The 25,161-nt window shown below is 46.3% G+C and carries 23 protein-coding genes; 17 read left to right on the top strand and 6 right to left on the bottom strand.

All coding sequences use genetic code 11. The features are described from left to right. From urtE to EDC63_RS10415, 9 genes are all read left to right on the top strand, one after another. Nucleotides 1-699 carry an urea ABC transporter ATP-binding subunit UrtE gene (urtE, locus tag EDC63_RS10455; RefSeq protein ID WP_124946721.1) on the top strand — a complete coding sequence of 233 codons (699 nt, stop codon included), beginning with the start codon at nt 1-3 and terminating at the stop codon, nt 697-699. Further along, entirely contained in the window at nt 696-1,547 is an 852-nt protein-coding gene (locus EDC63_RS10450; RefSeq protein ID WP_124946722.1) for an urease accessory protein UreD, read from the top strand. Before urtE ends, EDC63_RS10450 begins: the two co-directional genes overlap by 4 nt. An 8-nt stretch (nt 1,548-1,555) precedes the next feature. Beyond that, entirely contained in the window at nt 1,556-1,858 is a 303-nt protein-coding gene (ureA, locus tag EDC63_RS10445; protein ID WP_124946802.1) for an urease subunit gamma, read from the top strand. Nucleotides 1,859-1,867: 9 nt separating this feature from the next. Then, nucleotides 1,868-2,176: an urease subunit beta gene (locus EDC63_RS10440; RefSeq protein WP_124946723.1), complete on the top strand. Its 309-nt coding sequence runs from the start codon at nt 1,868-1,870 to the stop codon at nt 2,174-2,176. Continuing rightward, nucleotides 2,173-3,879: an urease subunit alpha gene (gene ureC, locus EDC63_RS10435; protein WP_124946724.1), complete on the top strand. Its 1,707-nt coding sequence runs from the start codon at nt 2,173-2,175 to the stop codon at nt 3,877-3,879. The genes EDC63_RS10440 and ureC overlap by 4 nt, the downstream gene beginning before the upstream one ends. 3 nt (nt 3,880-3,882) lie before the next feature. Then, nucleotides 3,883-4,365 carry an urease accessory protein UreE gene (gene ureE, locus EDC63_RS10430; protein WP_124946725.1) on the top strand — a complete coding sequence of 161 codons (483 nt, stop codon included), beginning with the start codon at nt 3,883-3,885 and terminating at the stop codon, nt 4,363-4,365. After that, nucleotides 4,362-5,051 carry an urease accessory protein UreF gene (locus EDC63_RS10425; protein ID WP_124946726.1) on the top strand — a complete coding sequence of 230 codons (690 nt, stop codon included), beginning with the start codon at nt 4,362-4,364 and terminating at the stop codon, nt 5,049-5,051. Before ureE ends, EDC63_RS10425 begins: the two co-directional genes overlap by 4 nt. A 13-nt stretch (nt 5,052-5,064) precedes the next feature. Next, nucleotides 5,065-5,700, top strand: a complete 636-nt coding sequence (ureG, locus tag EDC63_RS10420) for an urease accessory protein UreG (protein WP_132920928.1) — start codon at nt 5,065-5,067, stop codon at nt 5,698-5,700. Nucleotides 5,701-5,793: 93 nt separating this feature from the next. Beyond that, on the top strand, nt 5,794-6,609 hold the full coding sequence (locus EDC63_RS10415) for a HoxN/HupN/NixA family nickel/cobalt transporter (protein WP_124946727.1): 816 nt from the start codon (nt 5,794-5,796) through the stop codon (nt 6,607-6,609). A 9-nt stretch (nt 6,610-6,618) separates the two neighbouring features. On the opposite strand, the gene EDC63_RS10410 is transcribed toward EDC63_RS10415, so the two are convergent. The 3 genes from EDC63_RS10410 to EDC63_RS10400 form a co-directional block, all read right to left on the bottom strand. Then, nucleotides 6,619-7,605 carry a hydrolase gene (locus EDC63_RS10410; RefSeq protein ID WP_124946728.1) on the bottom strand — a complete coding sequence of 329 codons (987 nt, stop codon included), beginning with the start codon at nt 7,603-7,605 and terminating at the stop codon, nt 6,619-6,621. Further along, complete coding sequence (locus tag EDC63_RS10405; RefSeq protein WP_124946729.1) at nt 7,602-8,039, bottom strand: YybH family protein; 438 nt, start codon at nt 8,037-8,039, stop codon at nt 7,602-7,604. Before EDC63_RS10405 ends, EDC63_RS10410 begins: the two co-directional genes overlap by 4 nt. Nucleotides 8,040-8,136: 97 nt before the next feature. Continuing rightward, nucleotides 8,137-9,819, bottom strand: coding sequence for a putative bifunctional diguanylate cyclase/phosphodiesterase (locus EDC63_RS10400; RefSeq protein WP_124946730.1), 1,683 nt, complete (start codon nt 9,817-9,819; stop codon nt 8,137-8,139). A gap of 242 nt (nt 9,820-10,061) precedes the next feature. Here EDC63_RS10400 and hemN point away from each other — a divergent pair, with 242 nt between their 5' ends. From hemN to rpoS, 8 genes are all read left to right on the top strand, one after another. Then, complete coding sequence (hemN, locus tag EDC63_RS10395) at nt 10,062-11,432, top strand: oxygen-independent coproporphyrinogen III oxidase (protein WP_124946731.1); 1,371 nt, start codon at nt 10,062-10,064, stop codon at nt 11,430-11,432. A 166-nt stretch (nt 11,433-11,598) separates the two neighbouring features. Next, nucleotides 11,599-13,548, top strand: coding sequence for an EAL domain-containing protein (locus tag EDC63_RS10390; RefSeq protein WP_124946732.1), 1,950 nt, complete (start codon nt 11,599-11,601; stop codon nt 13,546-13,548). Nucleotides 13,549-13,868: 320 nt separating this feature from the next. Next, nucleotides 13,869-15,716: a putative bifunctional diguanylate cyclase/phosphodiesterase gene (locus EDC63_RS10385; RefSeq protein WP_132920927.1), complete on the top strand. Its 1,848-nt coding sequence runs from the start codon at nt 13,869-13,871 to the stop codon at nt 15,714-15,716. 276 nt (nt 15,717-15,992) lie between these two features. Beyond that, nucleotides 15,993-19,046, top strand: a complete 3,054-nt coding sequence (locus EDC63_RS10380) for a chemotaxis protein CheB (RefSeq protein ID WP_124946734.1) — start codon at nt 15,993-15,995, stop codon at nt 19,044-19,046. Between the two features lie 83 nt (nt 19,047-19,129). Next, on the top strand, nt 19,130-20,365 hold the full coding sequence (locus EDC63_RS10375; RefSeq protein WP_124946735.1) for a PAS domain-containing sensor histidine kinase: 1,236 nt from the start codon (nt 19,130-19,132) through the stop codon (nt 20,363-20,365). Further along, nucleotides 20,362-20,991 carry a response regulator gene (locus EDC63_RS10370; RefSeq protein WP_124946736.1) on the top strand — a complete coding sequence of 210 codons (630 nt, stop codon included), beginning with the start codon at nt 20,362-20,364 and terminating at the stop codon, nt 20,989-20,991. Before EDC63_RS10375 ends, EDC63_RS10370 begins: the two co-directional genes overlap by 4 nt. A 189-nt stretch (nt 20,992-21,180) precedes the next feature. After that, nucleotides 21,181-21,402 carry a hypothetical protein gene (locus tag EDC63_RS10365; RefSeq protein ID WP_124946737.1) on the top strand — a complete coding sequence of 74 codons (222 nt, stop codon included), beginning with the start codon at nt 21,181-21,183 and terminating at the stop codon, nt 21,400-21,402. 161 nt (nt 21,403-21,563) lie between these two features. Then, nucleotides 21,564-22,508: an RNA polymerase sigma factor RpoS gene (gene rpoS, locus EDC63_RS10360; RefSeq protein WP_124946738.1), complete on the top strand. Its 945-nt coding sequence runs from the start codon at nt 21,564-21,566 to the stop codon at nt 22,506-22,508. 189 nt (nt 22,509-22,697) lie between these two features. On the opposite strand, the gene waaF is transcribed toward rpoS, so the two are convergent. From waaF to EDC63_RS10345, 3 genes are all read right to left on the bottom strand, one after another. Further along, nucleotides 22,698-23,708, bottom strand: a complete 1,011-nt coding sequence (gene waaF / locus EDC63_RS10355; RefSeq protein WP_124946739.1) for a lipopolysaccharide heptosyltransferase II — start codon at nt 23,706-23,708, stop codon at nt 22,698-22,700. Between the two features lie 137 nt (nt 23,709-23,845). Next, complete coding sequence (locus EDC63_RS10350) at nt 23,846-24,055, bottom strand: zinc-finger domain-containing protein (protein ID WP_124946740.1); 210 nt, start codon at nt 24,053-24,055, stop codon at nt 23,846-23,848. A 179-nt stretch (nt 24,056-24,234) separates the two neighbouring features. Then, nucleotides 24,235-25,155 carry a branched-chain amino acid transaminase gene (locus EDC63_RS10345; protein WP_189836516.1) on the bottom strand — a complete coding sequence of 307 codons (921 nt, stop codon included), beginning with the start codon at nt 25,153-25,155 and terminating at the stop codon, nt 24,235-24,237. Between the last annotated feature and the right edge of the window lie 6 nt (nt 25,156-25,161).

Genomic DNA, 25,161 nt, shown 5'->3' with positions numbered 1-25,161 from the left:
ATGCTAAATGTATCAGGAATCAATCAGTATTATGGTGGCAGTCATACATTGCGCGATGTGGGATTACACGTTGAGAAAGGGGCTGTTACCTGTTTACTGGGCCGTAATGGCGTGGGTAAGAGCACTTTGTTGAAATGTCTCATGGGGGTGCTGCCAGTCAAATCGGGTAGTGTGGAGCTTGAAGGCAAAAATATTACGTCGTTATCCCCCCATGAAAGGGCAAAATCAGGGATGGCCTATGTGCCACAAGGTCGTGAAATATTCCCAAGGCTGACCGTAGAAGAAAACTTAAGAATGGGGCTGGCAGGCTTAAAGGGAAAAGACAGCAAAACCATTCCTGCTGAAATTTTTGACATGTTTCCCGTCTTAAAGGAAATGATGCATCGAAGAGGGGGGGATCTTTCAGGGGGGCAGCAGCAACAGTTAGCGATTGGCCGTGCTTTGGCCATGCGACCGAAATTGCTGATCCTCGATGAGCCGACTGAGGGCATACAACCTTCGATCATCAAGGATATTGAACGTGTCATCCAGTCATTGGCAAAGCGTGGGGATATGGGCATCCTGCTGGTTGAACAGTATTATGATTTTGCGCATACTCTGGCGGACTATTATGTGGTGATGCAACGGGGTGAAGTGATTAAAAGCGGCCCCGGATCAGAAATGGAAGCTGAAAATGTACAAGGCTTGTTAGCTGTATGAGTGCAGTTATGGCCTCGCATAGCGGTTGGGAGGCCATGCTGCAGCTTCAATTTGCGCAGAATGATGCAGGAGAAACGGTGCTGGTTCACCGTTTGCACAAAGGCCCTTTAAGGGTGCAAAAGGCACTGTATCCTGAACATCGATCAGTTTGTCATGCCATCATTCTTCATCCTCCGGGTGGTGTTGCCGGGGGGGACTGTTTGACTATTGAGGCCATTGCCAAGACAGGTAGTCATGCGCTGTTAACCACCCCAGGTGCCGGAAAATGGTATAAAAGCGGTGGCAGGTCTGCTAGCCAGTATCTACAATTTCAAGTTGAAAAGAATAGTGTGCTGGAATGGCTGCCACAGGAAACAATTCTGTTTGATGGCGCAGTTGGACACTGGAAAACGCGTATAGATCTGGAAGAAGATGCGCGTTATATGGGATGGGAAATTGTGTGCTATGGGCGCACTGCTTCCGGTGAAAAATTCAGCCATGGCATGTTGCGGCAGGAAACAGAGATTTACGCTCAGGGAAAGCGGATATGGGGTGAATATGCTTCTCTGGAGGGTGGCGACAAGCTGCTTTCTTCCCTGGCTGGCTTGGCAAACAGGACTGTATCCGGCACTTTTCTCATTGCGGGTTTTCTGATGAGCGATGCGTTGTTGAGTGAAGTGCGAGGGATTCTGGTTGATAGCGATTCTGGTGGTGTATCCGGAATAACGAGAGTCGGTAATGTGGTAGCGATTCGCTACCTTGGGTTTTCTTCTGAAAGAGCCAGGCAATATTTTGTTGCTGTGTGGTCATTGCTTCGGCATGCTGTTTCAGGGCATGGGCCATGCATGCCAAGAATCTGGAATACGTAAGGGAAATTATGGAACTGACACCACGAGAAAAAGACAAACTGCTGATTTTTACCGCCGGATTACTGGCGGAGCGTCGCAAGGCAAAGGGGCTGAAACTCAATTACCCTGAAGCCGTTGCCTATATTTCCTCAGCTATCATGGAAGGTGCGCGTGAGGGGAAAACTGTGGCTGAGCTGATGAGTTATGGCGCAACCCTGCTCACACGAAATGACGTCATGGATGGTATTTCTGAACTGATTCCGGAAATTCAGGTTGAAGCAACATTCCCTGATGGCACCAAACTGGTGACCGTTCATCACCCCATTCCTTGAGAGGTTACGATGATACCTGGAGAAATCAAAACAGTCGGTGGTGATATCGAACTGAACGTCGGGCGCGAAACATGCATTGTAAAAGTGGCGAATAGTGGCGACCGTCCAATACAGGTGGGTTCACATTATCATTTTTATGAGACTAATCAGGCGCTCAAATTCGAGCGGGAAATGGCCTATGGTTTTCGTCTCAATATTCCTGCCGGTACAGCGGTACGATTTGAACCGGGGCAGGAACGCACGGTTGAATTAGTAAAATTAGCGGGTGACCGGAAAGTATATGGATTTGCAGGTGCCGTGATGGGGGAATTGAAATGAGTCTCAAAATATCGCGGCAGGCTTACGCAGAAATGTTTGGCCCCACCGTTGGGGATCGGGTTCGCCTTGCCGATACGGAATTGTGGATTGAAGTGGAAAAAGATTTTACGGTGTATGGCGAGGAAGTGAAATTCGGTGGGGGTAAAGTCATTCGTGATGGTATGGGGCAAGGGCAGCGCTGTGCTGCGGATGTGGCCGATACGGTGATTACCAATGCGCTGATTGTTGATCACTGGGGTATTGTTAAAGCGGATATCGGCATCAAATCAGGTCGTATTGCCGCGATCGGCAAGGCAGGCAATCCGGATATTCAGCCAGCTGTCACCATCGTGATCGGTGCCGGCACAGAAGTTATTGCGGGCGAAGGCATGATTGTGACAGCAGGGGGGATTGATTCACATATTCACTTTATTTGTCCGCAACAGATTGAAGAAGCCCTGATGTCTGGTGTGACCACGATGCTGGGTGGAGGTACCGGCCCGGCAACAGGTACAAACGCCACTACCTGCACGCCGGGGCCATGGCATATGGCGCGTATGCTGGAAGCCGCGGAAGCCTTTCCCATGAATTTGGGATTTCTCGGTAAGGGAAATGCCAGTTTGCCTGAACCGTTGCGCGAGCAGGTGCGGGCAGGTGCAATTGGCCTCAAGCTGCATGAAGATTGGGGTACAACGCCCGCAGCCATTGATAATTGCTTGTCTGTTGCAGATGAAATGGATGTGCAGGTAGCCATCCATACCGATACCCTGAATGAATCCGGCTTTGTGGAAACAACACTCGCAGCATTTAAGGGGCGGACGATACATACCTATCACACAGAAGGAGCGGGCGGCGGGCATGCGCCCGATATCATCAAGGCCTGTGGCGAGCAGAATGTGCTGCCCTCCAGCACTAATCCCACCCGGCCGTACACGGTGAATACCATTGATGAACATCTGGACATGCTGATGGTATGCCATCATCTGGATGCCTCCATCGCAGAGGACGTGGCGTTTGCAGAGTCACGGATTCGCCGGGAAACCATTGCAGCTGAAGATATTTTGCATGACCTGGGTGCATTCAGCATGATTTCTTCCGATTCCCAAGCTATGGGGCGAGTGGGTGAAGTGATTATTCGATGCTGGCAGACTGCGCATAAAATGAAAGTGCAACGGGGGCCGCTACCTGAGGATACGGTTGAAAATGACAATTTTCGTGTAAAGCGATATTTGGCTAAATACACAATTAATCCTGCACTTACCCATGGCATATCCCATGAGGTGGGTTCTATAGAAGCAGGTAAATGGGCCGATCTGGTACTGTGGAAACCTGCTTTTTTTGGTGTGAAGCCATCGCTGATTTTGAAAGGGGGCATGATTGCGGCGGCTGCTATGGGCGATCCCAATGGTTCTATCCCTACTCCACAGCCGGTACACTATCGCCCCATGTTTGGCAGCTACGGTCTGGCCTGTTCGGCAACTTCTATTACGTTTGTCTCCCAGGCTGCGCTGGATGATGGGATAGCTGAAAAGCTGGGATTAAAGAAAATGATTTCTGCCGTTAAAAATACTCGCAATGTGCGCAAGGCCGATATGATCCATAATGATTACGCACCCCAGATTGATGTGGATCCTGAAACCTATCTTGTCAAAGCTGATGGAGAATTGCTTACGTGCGAACCGGCTTCTATTCTGCCTATGGCACAACGTTATTTTCTGTTCTGAATTATGTTAATCGTTGAAACACGTTGTGAACCTCAGGCACATCATGATGAAGAACTGGTGCTCCCTTTTGATCTGCGCCAGAAAAGCCGCTTGCGAACGCGGCTAGCTTCAGGTGAAGAAGTAGGGCTCTTTCTGGAGCGAGGGGCAGTTCTGAGGGGAGGAGATTATTTAAAGGGAAACGATGGCAGAGTGATCAAGGTGGTAGCTGCGCCTGAAACAGTGCTGAAGGTAACCTGCAGTTCCCCTATTGAGTTAATTCGCGCAGCCTATCATCTGGGCAACCGCCATGTACCTGTTGAAGTAGGTGATGGCTGGTTACGTCTGGGGGCCGATCATGTGCTGGCAGATATGCTGAATGGTCTGGGGGCGGAAGTGACAGAAGAACAGGCGCCGTTTGAGCCGGAAGCTGGCGCATATGGTGGTGGACACAAGCATCATGGCGAAGCACATGGTGGGCTGATACATCTATTTGGAAATAACGCATGACACAATTGCCTCTGTTGGCTCTGCCACGATTACTGCAACTATCCAGTCCGATGTTGCCGGTGGGTGCATTCAGTTACTCTCAAGGGCTGGAATTCGCCATTGAATCAGGTTTCGTTCATGATGCCGATACAGCAAGGGAGTGGATTGGTGAAGTGCTGCTTGCCAGTATGGCAAGGTTTGAAGCGCCACTGATGGCAAGAATGCAGCAGGCCTGGGAACAGCAGGATGTAGATCAGGCGCTCTACTGGAATGATTTTTTTATTACCTCGCGTGAAACGTCTGAATTGCGTGCGGAAACCCTGCAGATGGGATTTTCGCTGGTACGATTGCTTGAAAAGATGGATGACTTACCTCAGGAACACGTTACAGTTTTACGCCAGAAATCCGATGTTTCGTTTCCCTGTGCATTCAGTCTGGCCGCTGCAGCATGGGGTATTCCGGTAGCTGCATCTGTGAATGCCTATTTGTGGAGTTGGCTGGAAAATCAGGTCAGTGCGGCATTAAAAACGGTTCCTCTTGGCCAGGTTGCCGGCCAGCGCATACTGGCAAACCTGGGAAAGCAATTGCCGGAACTGGCTGAAAGTGCCATGAAGCTTGAAGATAATGAACTGAGTAATTTTAGCCCGATGCTGGCGATAGTCAGTAGTCAGCATGAAACACAATACAGCAGACTTTTCAGATCTTGAAACGAGGAAATTCATGAAGTCATCTCAACCATTACGCGTCGGTATTGGCGGGCCTGTTGGCTCAGGCAAGACAGCACTGACATTGTCCCTTTGCAGGGCATTACGGGATAAATACGACATCGCCGTTGTCACGAATGATATCTATACTGAAGAAGATGCAAAATTTCTGGTGAGTAATCAGGCGCTGGCACCGGAGCGGATTATTGGGGTGGAAACAGGGGGGTGTCCCCATACGGCCATTCGGGAAGACGCCTCCATTAATCTGGAAGCGGTAGATCGTTTAACTCGGTCTTTCCAGAATCTGGAAATTGTATTTGTAGAAAGTGGCGGCGATAATCTTTCGGCAACGTTTAGCCCTGAACTGTCTGATCTGACGATCTACGTGATTGATGTGGCGGCCGGTGACAAAATACCGCGTAAGGGCGGACCCGGCATAACCAAATCGGATCTGTTGGTGATTAACAAGATTGATCTTGCCCCCATGGTAGGTGCATCATTAGAAGTGATGGAAAGGGATTCGAAAAAAATGCGCGGCGAGCGCCCTTTTGTGTTTACCAATTTGAAAACCGGGCATGGACTGAATACGATTATCAGCTTTATAGAAACCCATGGTTTGATGCAGGATGTGGCAGCAACTCAATCGGTTTGATAAAAACGCGGAATTTGACGTGTTGGATGCGGCTGGCGTAGTGAATCTGTCAAGTAGCAGAACAAGCACAGCCATTCTGGTTTTGGAGGAATCATGCAGGCACTACCCCATGATGTCTACGCCTTGTTTGCACTAGCCTTTGCGTTCGGCATAAAGCATGGTCTGGACCCGGATCACCTGGCCACTATTGATGGTCTTTCACGATTTAATGCCGCGACCAAACCTTGGCTGGCAAAATGGGCGGGCGTGTTGTTTTCTATAGGTCATGGTGTGGTTGTAACGGTAGTCGCAGGGGCTATTGCGCTGATGCCTTCCCGGATAACATTACCTGATTGGCTGGAGGGGTTTGGCGCAGCAGTTTCAATTCTGACACTGCTCGCATTAGGTGGGCTGAATTTATATGCTGCGTTTAACCGGCAAGACGCACTGGCCAGACCCATCGGTCTAAAGAGCTGGATGCGTATACAATCCGGACACCCGGCCATTGTGTTGGGTATTGGTGCGTTGTTTGCCTTGTCGTTCGATACCATGAGCAATGCAGCTTTCTTTTCTCTTGCAGCTACCCAGGTTTCAGGTGAACTCTATGCGTTTGCATTAGGCATTGTATTCACCTGTGGCATGATTGTTTCAGATGGGGTAAACGGCATACTCACTGCCCGCTTTATCAGGCAGTCCAATAATCGTGCCGTGATTGCCTCCCGCGTGATGAGTTTTGCCATTGGGAGTGTGAGTCTGTTCGTAGCATTCATGGGTATTTCAAGACTGTTTATACCCACATTATCTGAAAAGATTGACCATTTTGGTATCTGGCCAGGCATGGCTGTGTTCGTATGGGTGGCTGCAGGATTTGCTGTGTCTTTGTATATTGCACGTTTGGCAGCAGCAGGGAAGCAGGGCGTAAAAAGCTGACCTGCAAGCCTAATCTGACATTATACGCCGCTCAGCGACCCCCTCAAAAAATGCCATGATTCTTTGTGGTAACCAGTTTAAATTCCCCGGAAAAGGGCCGCTTACAAATCCAACGTGACCGCCTTCTGCGGGATACTCCAGGGTTACCATCTTGCTCACCTCATCGGATGCAGGCAGGGATGAAGCCGGCATAAAGGGATCATTCAGCGCATTAATCACCAATGTTGGCGCTTGAATATATGGAAGATAAGGTTTGCTGCTGGCTTTCAGCCAGTAATCATCCGCATTTTTAAAACCATGGAGTGGTGCAGTGAACGCATCATCAAAAGCGTATAGAGTGGCAGCTGCCTGAATAGCCGTGTGATTCACCTGCATATTATGCAGATGAAATTTGTGTTCAGCTTTTTGCTTGAGCGTTTTCAGGAAATGCCGGGTATATGTCGCCTTGTTGAAACCCTGATCCAGTACTTGTCCTGCTGTCGCTAAATCCAGCGGCGCTGAAATAGCAGCGGAAGCATCTACGATGGACAATGCTTCTCCTGCTTGTTCCCCCAGCCATTTCAGTAGCGCATTACCCCCCAATGAAACACCTGCAGCATAAAGTGCATTATTGGGATTTAATGTGCGAAGGTGTCGCAATATCCAGTCAATTTCAGCAGAGTCGCCCGAATGGTAAGCGCGGGGAAGGCGGTTAGGTTCGCCGCTGCAGCCACGAAAATGCGGTATCACCCCCCGCCAGCCTTTCTGGCGTAGATTGTGCATCAGGCTTTTGGCGTAGTGTCCTTGCGAGCTGCCCTCCAGTCCGTGAAACAAGACAACCAGCGGTGAATCAGGCGGGCCATCCAGCCAGTCCAGATCAATAAAATCCCCATCAGGTGTTTCAAGTCTTTCCCGGCGATAAATCAAGGGGGGAAAGGGTATGAAAAAATAGGGATAAATGGTCTGAAGATGCCCGCCAGGTAGCCAAAACGCGCTTTTGAACGATTCCTGGCTCAATGGAGAATAGTGGACGAAGAAGGAGTGTTGATTTCTACCGCATTACTTGTGTCAGGAGTAAGGGATGCATGGTGCAGAATCATGCGCCACCCCTGGTTAGTCAGTCGGTAAATGTTGGTGGCAATAACCGGATCACGGCGTCGGCGATCGCCATTCATGTAGATATACTCATGCACTGTATGGATAGAGGTGAGCGCTGTTTGAATGTACTGTGCATCGCTAATTTCAAAGCGCATTTCAACGCCGCTAGCAAAAATGTGCTGCCAGCTTTCCAGAATCATCGTGCGACCCTGCAGCCGCTTGCCATTAGGATGAATGCACGTGATATCTGCATCATTATCCCATACGGCCATCATCGCTTCTAAGTTGGCTGATTGAAAAGCCTCATAGAAAGCGGCTTCGGCCTCCTGAGGCGTAGGAAATACAAGATCCATGAGTTTAATCCGTCGTAACGAAAGTTTATCTCTTAAATCTTATACTATCATTTGAACTATACCAAGGTTTTGCTTGGTTTCTTGCCAACGTGGCTATCTAGTGCAGGCATTCCGGTGTGTGAATTTCATAACCTTGAGCAAAGTCCACGCCTATCAGTTTGAGCTTGTCCATGATGCTGTTATTTTCAACATACTCAGCGATGGTTTGTATTTTCATGGCTTTCGCAATCTGGTAGATAGCTTCGACCATCAGGTAATCAGTATTATTATTTGCCATGTCTACGATGATTGAACCATCAATTTTGAGAAAATCTACGGGTAAAGATTTCAAATAGGCAAAGGAAGACATACCGCTGCCAAAGTCATCCAGAGCAAATCTAAAACCGTCTGCGCGCAATTCACTCATGAATTTTGCTACTTTTGTCAGATTGTTGATGGCAACAGTTTCGGTCACTTCAAAGCAGATCAGATGGGGTGGAATATCGTGTTCAATAATCTGATCTTTGAGAAAATCCAGGAAAAAATCGTCATTCAGGCTTGCACCAGACAAATTGATAGAACAAAGCGGCCCGCTTTGACCATCCCCATAATGCTCACCGTTCATCAAACAACGGGATTTGTGAGCAAATAATGTGCGAATTACCCAACGGTCGATGAGCGGCATCAAATGGTACTTTTCTGCGGCTAAAATAAATTCACTCGGGGGGATGGGGTTGCCTCCATCATCCAGCATGCGCAGCAATATTTCATGGTGTTCATAACAGGCATAGCCTGATGTGACGGGCAAAATATGCTGATAATAGAGGCGGAAGCGGTCAGCCTCAAAGGCATCGGTGATACGGGAAATCCAATCCATTTCCCTGCGGCGGAAAGAGCATTCTTCATCGCTTGCAAAAACCTGAATGCGATTTCGCCCTTTTTCTTTCGCAACGTAGCACGCAGCGTCGGCTGAGCTGAGTACACATTCACTGCCATCGCTATTGGGCGTGATGGAAGCGACACCGATACTCACCCCGATTTTGAAATGTTTGCCATCCCAGTCAAATTGAAAATTGCTGATCGCATCTAATATGGCAGAGGCTTTTACTATCCCAACTTCTTGTGCACAATTCTCGAATATCACCCCGAATTCATCGCCACCAAGTCTAGCCAGCGTGTCTGTCGTTCGCATTTGTTTCTGAATGATGGCAGCCAGTTGACTCAATAGTTCATCGCCAGCTATATGACCGCAAGTATCATTCACTATTTTAAACTGGTCCAGATCCAGATAAAGCAGGGTGTGGTGGACAAGATTCGATTCGCTCATCAGAAATTGCAGCCTGCGGGTGAACTCACGCCGGTTCAACAGTCCGGTTAATTCATCATGGATAGCCTGGTGCTTAAGTTGCGTTACTTCTGATTTGTGAACACTGATATCACGAACAACCCCTAATATTTCAGTTTCATGATCAGGGATATTGACACTGTTCAGGGAAATTTCCACCCAGCGCGGCAGTCCACCCTCTGGACGAATCAAGCATTCAAATCGGGGTGAAGTGCCAGCCAGGGCAGCTTGTAGCTGTAAGGAAAACTGTACGATGCTTTCTTCGATCCCGATTAACCTGGATGCGATGTTCGCGTGGGAAGAAGAGTCGGCAAGCCAGTTAGCCAATGTTTTATTGGACATTAACAAGTGCATGCAGCTATCTATCACAAACACAGCATCGTTGGATTCATTCAGGTACGCCAGCAACAGGGATAAATGCGCACGCTTGCTAGCATTTGTATTACCCGGGCTCATACAGTCCTTCTGCCCGGATAGGGATTAGATGGAAATAGGGCGGCTGTATGGTTACGTAAGGCAAAGAATAAACTCAATCAAAAAATATAGACACGAAGAAGAAGTATATTGCAATTTTCTTACATAATAAATTAATAAATGTGTTGTATGACACTGTTCTGCTTGGGTTCTGTATTAGTAACTCTTGTTCAGGAAGGCTATAATGGATAAGATTATCTTTTTAACTGACATGGTTAACCATCATGGAACTTGCTGCCGCATTATTAGAAAAATACAGTAAGCCCGGGCCACGTTATACCTCTTACCCCACAGCGCCGTATTTCAGTGAGGCTTTTGGCGAACAGGCCTGGCGGGAAGAGTTGCAGAAAACCCAGTCCAGCGGGCGAGACTTATCGCTTTATGTGCATGTGCCGTTTTGCGATACATTGTGCTATTACTGTGGTTGCAATATGGTGGCCACAAAAAATTACACAAAGGCCACTGCCTATCTGGAATATCTGTTCAAGGAAATTGACAGTATAGCTGCGCTGACAGCGCCAGACCGTACTGTGCGTCAAATCCATTGGGGTGGTGGAACACCTACTTATTTACACCCTGATGATATTCGCCGATTATTTATACATCTCAGTTCACAATTCAAAGTTGATGCGGCGGCAGAGATCGGTTGCGAGGTTGATCCGCGTGAATTAACCCGTGAACACGTTATCGCACTGGCCGAAAGCGGATTTAATCGCTTGAGTCTCGGTGTGCAGGAATTGCAGGATAACGTTCAGCAGGCGGTAAACCGTGTGCAGTCAGAATCACTCATCCGCGAGGTTTATGGCTGGATGCGTGAGGCAGGAATTCAAAGTATCAATATGGATTTGATGGTGGGCCTGCCACACCAGACAGTGGCAGGGTTTTCAGAAACACTGGATAAAATTATTGATATGGCGCCAGACCGACTGGCAGTGTTCAGTTATGCGCATGTACCGTGGATGAAGAAACACCAAAAACTGATCCAGGAATCGGATCTGCCAGATTTACCCACCCGCATTGCATTGCAACAATTATTGCTCGAGAAATTAAATCAGGCTGGCTATGTTTATATAGGGATGGATCATTTTGCCAAACCTGGTGACGAGCTGGTCAAAGCTCAGCAAAGCAAAACCCTATATCGTAATTTTCAGGGGTATACCACGCATAAAGACTGTGATATTTACGCTTTTGGCGTGTCAGCAATCAGTCAGACGGATGAGGTTTATGTGCAAAATGCCAAAAATCTGGCTGAGTATCAAAACCTTATCTATAAGGGTGCGTTGGCGACAGAACGAGGGTTGCGCATTACGCTCGACGACAGGATAAGACGGGATGCCATCGTCACCATCATGAGTGATTTAGAGATTGATAAAGCACAATTCTCGCGGCGGTGGGAGATTGAATTTGACACTTATTTTGAAGATGCAATCACTGATCTTGCAGAAATGCAGGCGGACGGATTGATTGAGTTAAATCCAGCGTTTATCCGTGTGACCGAAACGGGGCGCATGTTCCTGCGCAATATTGCAATGAGTTTTGACGCTTATCTCAAACAACCCGTTGAAATTAAACCCCGCTACTCCCGTACCTTGTAATTACTGAAGGCATAGACCTACTCAGGCTGGTATGGTCGCTGTACGCCTTGAATTTATAAAATTGTTCTAATTCAACTGATTGATAAAATTAAATTTATTGATAATAAATTTAATTTTATGTTATAAATTGAACAGGGGAAAATTTTTGTCAAGTTAAAAATATAAAATGATTAAGCGGACATATATCGAGCCAGCAATCCGTACGTTGGTGGGCGGATTTATTCTGGGCAACGGCGCTTTGATTTATTTACAGCCTCAGTGGTTATGGATCTGGCTGTCGATATTGTTTTTTGTCGGCATCAATCTGTTTCAATCCGGAATAACCAAATTTTGCATCATGGAAAAGCTGTTGAAAAAACTGCATTTCCGCAGTGAGCTGGATGAAATCAGAAGCTTGAGCCAGGCAAATGCGGAAGCAGAGGCAAAAGCAGCCTATTCCGACACCTTGGAATTGTTGAATGAAGTCGTGATCGAACTCTCTCAAGATGGAAAACTGGTTTTTCTGTCAGATCACTGGTTTAAATTACTCGGTAATGAAGATCATGACAAATTCAGTTATCTTGGACGGCCCTTTACTTCACTTTTAAATAACTATGACAAAGTGGCTCTGGAAAGCTTGCTGGAAGAGTTGCTCAAAGGTGATGGTGGCACTGTAAACATGCGGTTCCGCATGATGCGAGATGATCAGCATGAGCATTGGGTTGAAGGAAAATTTGCTCTGCACCAGAAAAAAGGAATAGTGCAGGGTATTCGGGGTGTGCTGAGGGATGTAACAGAAGCGCACATGCAGGAGAAGCGTATCAGTCACATGGCAATGCATGATGCCCTGACCAATTTGCCTAACCGGGTGTACCTGGACGAGCGCATCGCACAAGAAATCAGTCATTCAAATTTTGCTCAGACAAAATTCGCCATTTTTTTTATCGATCTGGATAATTTCAAGCAGATTAATGACTTGCATGGTCATAAATCGGGAGACCAGTTATTGGTTGATGTGAGCAGTATTTTGCGGGCGAGTCTGCGGGAGTCTGACGTGTTGGCACGTTGGGGCGGGGATGAGTTTGTTGTATTGTTGCCTTTAATGCAAGATGCTGAAATTGCACGTAAAGTAGCCAATGGGTTAATGCAGAAATTGCAGGTCAACCTGGAAAAAATGTACAGCGATACTTTTGTTACGCTGAGTATCGGTATTGCTATTTTTCCAGATGATGCCGAAACGGGTGGAGATCTCCTGGTACAGGCTGACAAAGCCTTGTTTTATGCTAAATCACAAGGCAGAAACAATATTCAGATGTTTGGTGAAATGCAAGCCAGCGCGCCGGGATATGAAGATTCGGAGATGACTGCACGCTTTGCTGCTGCGGTTAAACAAAATTTGCTGCAGGTTTACTATCAACCTGTAATGGATGCTACTAATTATCGGAATATAGTGGGTGTAGAAGCGTTGGCGCGTTGGCATGATGAAAAATATGGATGGGTTAGCCCGGCAATTTTTATTCCATTGGCTGAAAACCTGGGGTTGATCAACGAGGTAGGGCGGCAAGTGTTTGAACAGGCGCTTAACCACTTTAGTAAATGCAGCGGCGTATGCGCTAACTTGAAACTAGCGCTGAATGTATCCAAGCGTCAGTTGGTCTCGAATGACTTTTATGAAATGATCGTAGCCATGGTGCAAGGTTATGGCATGAATCCGGGGCAAATTATCCTGGAAATTACCGAGAGCATTGCCTTGCAAGGGGTTGATCAAGCTAAAAGCCATTTGCAGAAGCTGGCTGATGCTGGTTTTTCTCTGTCGCTGGATGACTTTGGCACAGGGTTTTCTTCCCTGTCTCATGTACATGAATTACCGTTTGATGAAATCAAGATTGATATCTCTTTTGTGCGACGTATCAAGACACCAGAAGGCAGAGTGCTGGTGAAAACGATTGTTGATATGGGGCATGCCATGCAACAGATATTGGTGGCGGAAGGCGTTGAAGACAGCGAAACAGCCGATATTCTTCGCGAGATGGGTGTTGAAAGGCTGCAAGGCTATTATTTTAGTCGACCTATGCCAAAAGAAAATTGCGCCACTTTTATCTCGGAATTGTTACAAATCAACGAACTTGCTACATAGCTTTCATTCGAATTCCATCTCAACCTGTTGAGCGGGTTAATTATTCTAGATAGCGCATTCTGCGCTATCTTTGCATTGTTTCTAGAATTTCCTTCTGCAATACATGATGAAATATTTTTACTTCGCCATAAAATGACTGAAATAGGTGATTTAAATCTGAATTAAGGCTGAAATCAGATTGAAAATCAAAGTGGTTATACATATATTTAATAGTGCAGGAATGATGTTTAAAATTACGCTAATGACAAGTATTGCGCGATTGATTAAGCCTGACATTGGTTGATTGAACGAAGCAATAGTGGACGGGAAGGAAAATTCCATTGGAATTCAAAAAGCTTCAAAAAACAGAATTGATTGCCCGGCTGGAAATACTCACGGCTGAAGTGGAAGAGCTACAGGCGCAGGCTAAAAAAGTGCAGGCGGTTTCTCATGATTTGTATGTACATAAAATTGAACTGGAGGTACAAAATCAGGAACTACTTGAAGCTCAGCAGCTTTTGAGTGAATCCAGAGACCGTTATGCTGATTTGTACGATTTCTCTCCCGTTGGTTATGTCAGTCTTACTTCTGCAGGTAATATAGAAGAAATTAATCTTACCGCTGCCAGGATGCTCGGTGACGAACGTTCGGCTTTGTTGGGAAAACCTTTCAGCTTATGTGTTGAAAAAGACTCTATGCCTATATTTTATGCGCATCTTCAGCGTGTATTTTCATCGCAAGAAAAGATGGTAGATAACGTCCGTTTGAAGTGTAAGAATCTTGCCCCTACAGAAGTCAGCATGGAAAGCATTTCCATTTATCAAGGTGCAAACCACACAGCCATTTGCCGGACAGCATTAATAGACATTTCGCAGCGTAAAGCGCTGGAGCGCGCCCGTTTTCTGGCGAATTTTGACTCTTTAACAGGGTTGCCCAACCGTACCTTGTTGGAAGACAGGGTTGCCCAGGCTTTGGCAACGGCCCAGCGCAATCATACTCAAGTCGGTGTGCTGTTTCTTGATTTGGATCGGTTTAAGCCAATTAACGATACATTTGGTCATGCGGTAGGAGATATGTTGCTGCAAGAGGTTGCGAACAGGCTGATGCAATGTGTGCGTAAAGTAGATACGGTAGCGCGGTTGGGAGGGGATGAGTTCATAGTGCTGTTGCCAGATCTAAATGGCGGTGAGCATGCAGTCATTGCAGTGGACAATATTCTGCAGTCAATGTCGCAGTTATTTATCATTGAAGGACATCAATTCAAAATCATGCCAAGTATTGGTATCAGTATTTACCCGGATGACGGTTCGGATATGCAAACGTTAATCAGAAGTGCTGATGCGGCAATGTATCACGCAAAAAAATCACCTCATCAGCATTTTAAATTTTATACGCCGGAAATGAATTCACTGGCACTAGAAAACATGACTCTGGAATCCAAATTAAGGCTGGCTTTGAGGCAAGGCAAGCTGGAGCTTCGCTATCAACCACAAATGGAAATCCAAACTGGCAACATTATTGGCATGGAAGCGTTGTTACGCTGGCATGACTCGGAATTCGGCTGGGTGGAGCCTTGCAAGATCATTGCCCTTGCAGAAGACAGAGGGCTGATTGAGCAAATATTTGAATGGGTATTGCATACTGCATGCAGCCAGATTCAGTTGTGGCAGAAATCGGGTTTATCTTTGGTACCCGTGGCAGTCAATGTCAGCCCAATACAATTGAATCAAAGTGGTTTTGCGCAGATTATCATCAATGCATTGAAAGAAACGGAGCTGGATCCAGGCAGTCTCGAGCTTGAAATCACGGAAAGCGCTGTGATGCATAATCCCGAGTTCATCATTGAAGTGTTAAGCCAATTAAAAGGAATGGGGGTGCAACTTTCAGTAGACGATTTTGGCACGGGTTTTTCGTCCCTAAGCTATCTGGCTCGCTTGCCAATCCATAAATTAAAAATTGCTGAACCGTTTGTACGGGATGTTATAACCAGTAATGAAGCGGCAACCATTATTTCTGCAATTGTAAGCTTGTCGAAAAAACTGAAATTAAGAGTGATTGCAGAAGGTGTTGAAACCGCAGCGCAATTAGCTTTTCTAAGGGAGAGTGGGTGCGACGAAATTCAAGGGTACTATCTCAGTCACCCGCTATCTGCTGAAGAATATGCAAGCTTTGTAAAAAACAAGAAATAACAGGATTTAGGGGAATTTTTTCTGTTTTCAAGAGATTTATTGCTGGGGGAGTGCTGTGCAAGATTTGTCTGGTCCCGTAAAAAGCCAATCAAATCATCATGACTTTCGTTTCAGGTTATTGCAGCGGCGTTAGTGACGAGTACTTTGAGCAGTTGCTGAATTGTCTGGCACAGGGTGGATGAGTGCTATATCATTGAAATTGATATTTTAAACTCACTCTTTATTCTCTTGAATGCGTTGAAACACGCGTTAATAAAACCGTGATCATCTATTATTATGGCAACTAAAAAAAAGCTTCCTTCCCTTCAAGCAACACCTCTTGAAGTTGCAACAGTCAAGAAAAAAAAGCTGTCAACCAAGACTTCCAAAAGCTCAGGCTTATCTGCCCCAGTTTCCAAACGTAAAACACCGCTAAAAGAACCTTTGGAAAATACGGATCTTGCTTTCCCCATTGTAGGGGTAGGTGCATCAGCGGGGGGGCTGGAGGCGTTTTCCAAATTACTGCAAAGTCTGCATCCGAAAACAGGCATGGCTTATGTGCTTGTGCAACACCTGGACCCACACCATGCCAGTGCATTGACGGAGCTGTTGTCCAGGGAAACCATCATGCCGGTCGCAGAGGTAGAAGATGGTACGGTGATAGCGCCAGATCATGTCTATGTAATACCCCCTAACGCTAATCTGGCTATTCTGCACGGTATTTTGCATCTGATGCCACGTTCCCAGAACCGTGGACAACATTTGTCTATTGATTATTTTTTTCGGTCACTGGCGGAAGATCAGGGTGGTAACGCCATTGGCGTGATTTTGTCTGGTACTGCGTCCGACGGGGTGTTGGGGCTAAAAGCGATAAAAGCCGAAGGGGGGATTACTTTTTCGCAGGATGAGCAATCGGCAAAATATGACGGTATGCCCCACAGTGCAATCTCAGCGGGTTGCGTCGATTTTATATTGCCGCCAGAAAAGATCGCAAAAGAACTGATGCGGATTGCCCGCCATCCCTATGTCTCACATATAAAAGGAATCGATTCACTTGAAATACTCCCTCAGGGAGATGAAGAGCTTAACAAAATTTATATCTTGTTGCGCCGCCATACAGGTGTTGATTTCACCTATTATAAGCAGACCACCATTCATCGGCGCATCAGGCGGCGTATGCTTTTGCACAAGCTGGATAAATTGTCTGATTTTGTCCGTTATATGCAGGAAAATCCTGCCGAAGTGGATGCCTTGTACCACGATATGCTGATCAATGTGACCTCATTTTTCCGCGACCCAGAGCTGTTTGAGCAATTAAAGGAAGTGGTGTTTCCAGCAATTGCCAGTAAGGATCGTTTGGTTGAAATGGCTATTCGTATATGGGTCCCAGGGTGCTCTACGGGTGAAGAGCCTTATTCCATTGCGATGGCATTGCTGGAGTTTTTGGGGGATTCAGCCAGCTTTGCACAGATACAGATATTTGCAACTGATATTGATGATATTGCTTTGGAAAAAGCACGTGCCGGTGTGTATTCAGAAGCCATAGTGCAGGATGTTTCTGCTGCAAGGTTAAGGCGGTTTTTTACCCAAGTGGAATCTGGCTATCTGATCAATAAATCCATTCGTGATATGTGTTTGTTTGCCAAGCAGAACATGGTTAAAGATCCGCCATTCTCAAAGCTGGATATGGTGAGCTGTCGTAATTTGTTGATTTATCTGGGGCAATTGTTACAAAAGAAAGCATTATCCCTGTTTCATTATTCGCTTAAACCCACAGGATTTCTCGTACTTGGAACGGCTGAAACCATAGGCGACTCAGCTGATTTGTTCAGGCTGGTTGAGAATAAACATAAAATTTATGCCAAAAAATCCGTTGGTTCTCCCCTGCATTATGATTTTTCCATGCCAGCTCCACAAGGTGTGATGCCTGCTGCTGAAACGAGAAATATTGAACCGGTGTATTCCTGGGCGGCTAATGAAATTCAAATGTCTGTTGATCGCATGATCATGGAACGGTATGGCCCTACGGGCGTGATTGTGAATGATGATATGGAAATTTTGCAATTTCGGGGGCATACCGGAAATTATCTGGAGCCAGCACCTGGCCAGGCTAGCCTGAGTTTGCTGAAAATGGCTCGTGAAGGGCTTTTGCCTGATCTGCATAGTGCTTTAACCCAAGCGATTAAGGAGAATGCTCAGGTGCGTAAGGAAGGTGTACGCATCAAGAGAGGCCCTGTCGAATGCAAGGTAAATATAGAAGTGTTCCCGTTCAAAGCCACTGCGAGTAATGGGCGATACTATTTAGTGGTGTTCCAGGAAGTTCCCGAAGAAAAAATCGATAAGACTGTTTCGAAAGCTAAATCGACAAAATCCAGTGCCGTAGCGGATCAGCAAAAAGATGAAATGGAACGGGAACTGACAGCGACGAAAGCCTACTTGCAATCAGTCATCGAGCAGCAGGAAAGTACCAATGAGGAATTGCGGTCTGCCAATGAGGAAATTCAGTCCAGTAATGAAGAATTGCAGAGTATTAACGAAGAGCTGGAAACAGCAAAGGAAGAACTGCAATCGGTAAACGAAGAATTGGCTACAGTAAACGAAGAACTGGAAAGCCGGAACCTTGAACTCGGTCTGGTGAATGATGATCTGAATAATCTGATTACCAGCATTAATATTCCTATCGTGATAGTTGGGCGTGATTTTCGTATTCGGCGATTCTCACCCTTTGCAGAAAAAGTACTGAATCTGATTGCCAGTGATATCGGCAGGCCAATTGGCAATATCAAGCCGAATTTTGCCGGGTTGAATCTTGAACAAGTTGTTGCAGACGTGATTGATAGTGTGAGCCCCAGGGAAATAACGCTTCAGGATGTTGATGGGCATTGGTTTGCGGTTCGTATTCGTCCCTACAAAACAATGGATAACAAGATAGATGGGGCAATCATTACCTTTATTGATGTTGATGAAATGAAGCGTGGCTATGAACTGGCCACTGAAGCACGGGATTTTTCTGAAGCGGTGGTTTCTGCCATGCGTCATCCCTTATTGGTACTGGATAAGGATATGCGTGTTGTTTCTGCCAGCACTGCCTATTATGAGACGTTTAAAGTCCTACCCAAAGACACTGTAGGAAATTTGCTTTATCACTTGGGTAATGGCCAGTGGGGCGTTCCAAAATTACGCACTGCGTTGGAAAACGTGGTGGAAAAAAATGCTTTCTTCGACAATTTTACGCTTGAACACAAATTTGAACACGTTGGTGTTCAGAAGGTCAGTATCAGCGGTCGTTTGATTGCAACGGGAGATAAACGACCGCCACTGGTGCTGATGCAGATTGAGGTTGCGCAATAGTCGCGCAGTAATGCAAGTTGTGGAGTATACCCGGCGCTATTCAATACATTTTTGTGTACCTTAATTTAGATTAAGAGGTGTGGATGGATGCTTACAGCAAATTCAGCAAGGCTCAGTTGATTGAACAGATTCATTTGCTTACAACTGAGTTGAATGAGATTAAAAGCTCCAATGAATATTGCATGATGGCGCATGAGCTTCGGGTACATCAAACCGAACTGGAAGCGCAAAATCAGGAATTGCGGGAAATGCAGAATGTTTTAGAACTTGCACGTGACCGGTATGCTGATCTCTATGACTTTGCACCGGTTGGTTATGTCACGCTGGACCAGCATGGCATCATCAAGGATATTAACCTGACAGGTGCGACTTTGCTTGGTCGGGAGAGAGCTTTGTTGTTAGGGGAATCATTTCATCATTGGCTGGATACTGAAAGCGTGCCCGTGTTTGCCAGGCATTTAAAGAATGTCCACAGTTTGCCAGTTGAAGTAACCGATGAAATTAAAGTCAAGAGCAGGCAAGGGCAGATACGAACCGTAAATATCACCAGTCTGGCAAATACATCAGTTAAAAATGGTGAAGTGTGCCGTTCAATATTGGTTGATTTGACTGAACGCATGCTTATCGAGGAGAGGTTGAGGCTTTCCAAGGAGGTGTTGCGTGATCTTTGTACTCATCATGAAACGGTGCGTGAGGAAGAAAGACGAAAAGTGGCGCGCGAAATTCATGATGAATTGGGGCAAGCTTTGCTGGCACTAAAGATGGATGTGGCAATGTTGAGTGAAAGTTTAAATGATGTTTCTCCCTTGTTACTGCGTAAAACGTCTTCTATGATGAATTTAATCAACAGAACAGTGGAGTCTGTCCGGAATATAGCAACCAATTTGCGGCCTGCAGTGCTGGATTTGGGTGTCGTACCTGCTTTGGAATGGCTCATTGATGAATATATCAAGCACGTGGGTCTGAATTGTATTTTTGAAACAAACGAAGAGGATCTGGAGTTGCCTGATGAGGTGTCTACGGGGATTTTTCGTATTGTTCAGGAATCACTTACCAATGTGGCGAGGCATGCTCGAGCCAGCAGGGTGGAAATATCGTTGATTCATGAAAACAACGAGTTATGTTTGATAGTGAAAGATGATGGCATTGGTGTGGATGAAGGAAAGCGTATGGCAAACAGAAAATCCTTTGGCCTGACCGGGATTCGAGAGCGCGCCATTATGATGGGTGGCGAGTTGAGCTTGGACAGTTCTCCTGGCAAGGGGGCCACTCTGACTGTTGTGGTTCCGATGGGAAAGAAAGAAAAAAAGGCATCATGAAAATTCTTGTGGCAGATGATCACGCCATTGTGCGTGCCGGATTGAAGCAAATACTCTCAGCCAATAGCGATATGGAAGTGGCCGGCGAAGCGCAGAATGGGCAGGAAGCGCTGGAGGCAATTAGTAAAGATCATTGGGATGTGGTGTTGCTGGATATGTCTATGCCTGGTTTGAGCGGGATTGATTTGATCAAACGGATCAAAGAGAAGAAGCCTGAAATTAACATTCTGGTGCTCAGCATGCATCAGGAAGACCAGTTTGCAGTGAGGGCTTTAAAAGCAGGCGCTTCCGGCTATCTGAACAAGGATAGTGCTTCAGAATTGCTGGTTTCAGCCATTCGGCGCGTTGCGGCCGGGGGTAAGCATATCAGTCGTGTGTTGGCTGAAAAACTGGCCTATGAGATAGATCCGTTCAAGTCTACCCCTTCCCATGAAACGCTTTCTGACCGTGAGTTTCAGATATTTCGAATGATTGCTGAAGGTATGCTGATCAGTGAAATCGCCAATGAACTCTCTCTAAGTCCTAAAACAGTCAGCACACATAAGCATCGTCTGATGACAAAATTAAATATCGGCAACAATGTAGAACTGATTCAGTACGCGATGGAAAATGCACTCTTCAAATAAGCAGGTACTTCATTTCATTTCAGTGTGTTATACAAATCCTTCTAGTGTAATCCTTAATTCTTTGTAGGGATTCCCTTACAAAAATTCAGCAGTGCCTTACAGCATAATACCGATTTCCCTGACATTCAGCCTCCCTGATTTTCCATAACATTGCAGTCATCCATTCATTTCTTTTAAGAGGTGTTCAATATGAAGAGCAATGAAGATTTTATAACTAATGCATCAAATTTTCTGCTGTGGCTCGAGAAAGAAAAAGGGCTCAGGTTATGCAGTGCTTACAAGCCGCAATATGAATGGTATGTGCCGGCAAACTTCCGTATTGAAAATTTGGTTAATCAATTTATTGATAGCCAATTTCCTGAGCAGGCTGATGTGCTCTTACCCATAAAATCCGTCCAGTTAGCTGCCTGAATTTTTAAAACATTGCTACAAATTTGATCTTTTCAGTGTTTTTTATAGCCATTCTTTTTTCATATTAAGCAGAGCATGAGCAACAAAAAATGGGGTGTAAAACATCATAGAAACCTGTTTGCGCTTATTCAAATAAAAATTATTTTCTGAAGGACAGAATCATGAGACAAATTTCACATGAAGAAGATTTGGAATTGGTGGCTGATGCTATTTTGAATGAAGGTACTGGCTTTGATTTGATAGATATTGCAGAGGATGCTGATAATTTACCAAGTGATTATCATGCAGACGTCACGCAAATATACTTACAGGAAATTGGGCGTAATAAATTGCTGAAGGCAAAGGAAGAAATGGCTTTGGCTCTGGAAGTTAAAGCGGGAAATTTCGATGCGCGACAAAAAATGATCGAACATAACCTGCGACTGGTGGTGAATATTGCCAAGCATTATCTGAACCGTGGTGTGCCATTTCTGGATTTGATCGAAGAAGGTAATCTGGGTTTGATGCATGCATTGGATAAATTTGATCCATCCCGCGGCTTTCGTTTTTCAACCTATGCTACGTGGTGGATACGCCAGAATGTAGAGCGTGCCATCATGAACCAGTCTCGCACTATTCGTTTGCCAATACATATCATCAAGGAGCTGAATGGATGTCTGCGCGCAAAACAGCATTTGGAATCTCATGGTCATGCTGACCCAAAAATAGAGGATATTGCTGATCTTGTCGGGAAATCTGTTGAAGATGTTCAGCAAATGCTCCATTTTAATGAACGCATTGCCTCTATGGATGCACCATTATCCGATAACCAACTCTCCATCAGTGATGCTGTACCGGATGACAATGCCGATAATGCTGCAGCGTTACTGCATACGGCTGAAGTGGAAGGTTATGTATCTAGTTGGCTGGAGCATTTGAATGACCGCCAGCGCTGGGTGATAGAAAGGCGTTATGGGTTGAGTGGTCTGGAAATATGGACGCTGGATGCGCTGGCAGAAAGTTTGAGTGTCACCCGTGAACGCGTGAGGCAGATACAACTGGAGGCATTGCAGCACTTGCGCTATATGCTTAAACGGGATGGCATATCGAAAGAAGCCTTGCTGTAGGTGAGCTGCCTGGTAAGGCAGGTGCTTTGCCACAGGGAAGGTACTTATGGGTGTTTACCGGAATCAGTTTACCGCAGATGCGCGGAGAAGATCGTAGTTTAGAAGTGCCTTTTCTCTCAGTGTCTCCGCGCCTCTGCGGTCATAAAAGCTGTAGATATTAGATATAGACTGCCTGAACAGAACAATGCGTTATTCAAGCTTTACCTTGTCGATTTCTTTTAAAACATTCTTTGGTGTGAGTTGATTCATGCAGTTGAAATGCCCTAAAGGGCATTCTCTTTTAAAACAAGGGCTGCATGAGAGATTCAGGCTGATGACGTGTGCTTTATCAGAAAGCGGTGGTGTGAAACCCGGGCTGGATGAACCATAAAGCGCCATCATGGGTTTGTTCAAGGCAGCGGCAACGTGCATCAGGCCAGAATCATTGCTAATCACCAGCGAAGCGCTTGCCAACAGGGAAATCGCATCGCTCAGGCCGGTTTTTCCACATAGATTCTTGCAATTACTGCCACATAGCTGCTGTATTTCATCTCCGATTGCCTGATCTTTGTGTGAGCCGATCAACCAAACTTCATAGTGATCTGACAGCATCTTTCCTAATTCGGCAAAATGGGAAACAGGCCAGCGTTTAGCCGGACCGAATTCAGCCCCGATGCAAAAAGCCATTACCGGTTTTTGTGGGGAAAGAGCTAATTTCGCCAGTGTCTGTTTTTGCTCAGTTGCATTGACTAGCAAAGAAGTGGCGGGTAACGGACGGGGTAGCGGCGCAAATTTTTCTTCGGCCAACACCGCAAAACGTTCTACCATCAGCGGTAAAGCTTTTTCATCCAGATGCCGCGCATCATTGACGATGCCGAGCCGCATTTCGCCGACAAAGCCAGTGCGCAGTGGAATCCCTGCAAAAAAGGGAATGAGCGCAGATTTTAGTGAATTCGGTAATATGATGGCCTGGTCGTAGCCACGCTTTCTGAGGGATTTTCCCAGACGATATCGAGCGCCCAGTTTTAATTCACCATGATTAAAAGGATTCGCGATAACGTCCTGCACTTCTGGCATGTGTTGAAGCAGGGGAAGTGTCCAGGCCGGAGCCAGAACATCCAAGGTGAGATTGGCATGACGTTCGTGGAGCCGTTTGAATAAGGGCTGCGCCATGACAGTGTCGCCAACCCAGGAGGGGGCAATGATCAGGATTTTTGGCATAAGCTTACAAACGGTAATTTACGGGGCAGTAAACTGATGTGAACTTGGGTTAAGTGTTGCTGACTATAGCGGTACGCGGACTGCATGTTGTTCTGAATCAATGTTTGGTTGTACAGCACTGATTCCCTATATTGGCACTAATGGTGCGAGGACGCCGGGCCGCCTTTAAGTTTATAGAAAGTACCGCAGTAGGGGCATAGCGCTTCCCCTTTTGTTTCTATATCCAGAAATACTCTTGGGTGTGCATTCCATAGTACCATTTCCGGCGTAGGGCAATGAAGCGGAAGATCGTCTGCAGAAACTTCTATGTAGCGTTGCTTGTTTTCTACTGGGGCTTTGACTGACACGTTCGCTCCTAACCTGAATTTGTTGATTCTTGCAAAAAGAATTTACATCAAAATGCCCAACGTAATGCTGGGCAGTCCACGGTCGTTCCAGAGGTGCCTGAAACAGCTGTCCATTCAAATTGACTACTGATTGAGCCCCCGACATGGAAGTCAGGGGCTATGTTATTGCATTTTATTGGTTAGACCAACGTCAGCCAGTCCATATGGTGCTTGGCTTTGCCGGTTACGCAATCAAAATACATGGTTTGCAGCTTTTCTGTCAGTGGCCCGCGGTCGCCATTGCCGATCTTGCGGTTATCCAGTTCGCGGATAGGTGTTACTTCAGCAGCCGTGCCGGTAAAGAAGGCTTCATCTGCACTGTAAACTTCATCGCGCGTAATGCGCTTTTCTACCACTGGCAGTCCGATTTCGCCAGCCAGTTGCACGATGGTGTCGCGGGTAATGCCTTCCAGCGCGGAAGTCAGGTCAGGCGTATAGAGCTTGCCGTTACGGATAATGAAGACATTTTCTCCGGAACCTTCAGCAACAAAACCATCTACGTCCAGCAGCAAAGCTTCATCATAGCCATCAGTGGCTGCTTCTTGATGCGCCAGGATGGAGTTCATGTAGTTGCCATTGGCTTTGGCCTTGCACATGGTGATATTGACATGATGCCGTGCAAAGGAAGAGGTCTTGACGCGAATGCCATGCTCCAGCGCTTCCTTGCCGAGATAAGCACCCCACGGCCAGGCTGCGACGATCATGTGTACGCTCAGGGTTTTTGCGGAAATGCCCATGGCTTCCGGGCCGAAAAATGCCATCGGGCGAATGTAGCCGGATTCCAGCTTGTTTTCACGGACAGCAGCAAGCTGTGCCTTGTAGATGGTTTCATTGTCAAACGGCAGCTTCATGCCAAGAATGTGCGCTGAGCGAAACAGACGGTCGGTGTGCTCTTTCAGGCGGAAAATAGCCGGGCCTTTGTCGGTCTTGTAAGCACGAACGCCCTCAAACACGCCCATTCCATAATGCAGTGTATGGGTTAACACATGGGTGGTCGCTTCGCGCCAGGGAACCATTTTTCCATCATACCAAATTAAACCATCGCGGTCGGCCATCGACATTATTGT

The organism is Sulfurirhabdus autotrophica (assembly GCF_004346685.1).
Classification (GTDB): Bacteria; Pseudomonadota; Gammaproteobacteria; order Burkholderiales; family SMCO01; genus Sulfurirhabdus; species Sulfurirhabdus autotrophica.
Note: the sequence above shows the minus strand (reverse complement) of the source record. Positions and strands in the feature narration are given on the sequence as shown.

Bases quoted from the DNA above. Each gene is read 5' to 3' on its own strand.
- EDC63_RS10450 (WP_124946722.1), top strand. From the start codon at position 696: ATGAGTGCAGTTATGGCCTCGCATAGCGGTTGGGAGGCCATGCTGCAG.
- EDC63_RS10365 (WP_124946737.1), top strand. From the start codon at position 21,181: ATGAAGAGCAATGAAGATTTTATAACTAATGCATCAAATTTTCTGCTG.
- hemN (WP_124946731.1), top strand. From the start codon at position 10,062: ATGGAACTTGCTGCCGCATTATTAGAAAAATACAGTAAGCCCGGGCCA.
- waaF (WP_124946739.1), bottom strand. From the start codon at position 23,708: ATGCCAAAAATCCTGATCATTGCCCCCTCCTGGGTTGGCGACACTGTC.
- EDC63_RS10440 (WP_124946723.1), top strand. From the start codon at position 1,868: ATGATACCTGGAGAAATCAAAACAGTCGGTGGTGATATCGAACTGAAC.
- ureA (WP_124946802.1), top strand. From the start codon at position 1,556: ATGGAACTGACACCACGAGAAAAAGACAAACTGCTGATTTTTACCGCC.
- EDC63_RS10400 (WP_124946730.1), bottom strand. From the start codon at position 9,819: ATGAGCCCGGGTAATACAAATGCTAGCAAGCGTGCGCATTTATCCCTG.
- rpoS (WP_124946738.1), top strand. From the start codon at position 21,564: ATGAGACAAATTTCACATGAAGAAGATTTGGAATTGGTGGCTGATGCT.
- ureE (WP_124946725.1), top strand. From the start codon at position 3,883: ATGTTAATCGTTGAAACACGTTGTGAACCTCAGGCACATCATGATGAA.
- EDC63_RS10425 (WP_124946726.1), top strand. From the start codon at position 4,362: ATGACACAATTGCCTCTGTTGGCTCTGCCACGATTACTGCAACTATCC.
- EDC63_RS10370 (WP_124946736.1), top strand. From the start codon at position 20,362: ATGAAAATTCTTGTGGCAGATGATCACGCCATTGTGCGTGCCGGATTG.
- EDC63_RS10415 (WP_124946727.1), top strand. From the start codon at position 5,794: ATGCAGGCACTACCCCATGATGTCTACGCCTTGTTTGCACTAGCCTTT.
- urtE (WP_124946721.1), top strand. From the start codon at position 1: ATGCTAAATGTATCAGGAATCAATCAGTATTATGGTGGCAGTCATACA.
- EDC63_RS10375 (WP_124946735.1), top strand. From the start codon at position 19,130: ATGGATGCTTACAGCAAATTCAGCAAGGCTCAGTTGATTGAACAGATT.
- ureG (WP_132920928.1), top strand. From the start codon at position 5,065: ATGAAGTCATCTCAACCATTACGCGTCGGTATTGGCGGGCCTGTTGGC.
- ureC (WP_124946724.1), top strand. From the start codon at position 2,173: ATGAGTCTCAAAATATCGCGGCAGGCTTACGCAGAAATGTTTGGCCCC.
- EDC63_RS10380 (WP_124946734.1), top strand. From the start codon at position 15,993: ATGGCAACTAAAAAAAAGCTTCCTTCCCTTCAAGCAACACCTCTTGAA.
- EDC63_RS10390 (WP_124946732.1), top strand. From the start codon at position 11,599: ATGATTAAGCGGACATATATCGAGCCAGCAATCCGTACGTTGGTGGGC.
- EDC63_RS10345 (WP_189836516.1), bottom strand. From the start codon at position 25,155: ATGTCGATGGCCGACCGCGATGGTTTAATTTGGTATGATGGAAAAATG.
- EDC63_RS10405 (WP_124946729.1), bottom strand. From the start codon at position 8,039: ATGGATCTTGTATTTCCTACGCCTCAGGAGGCCGAAGCCGCTTTCTAT.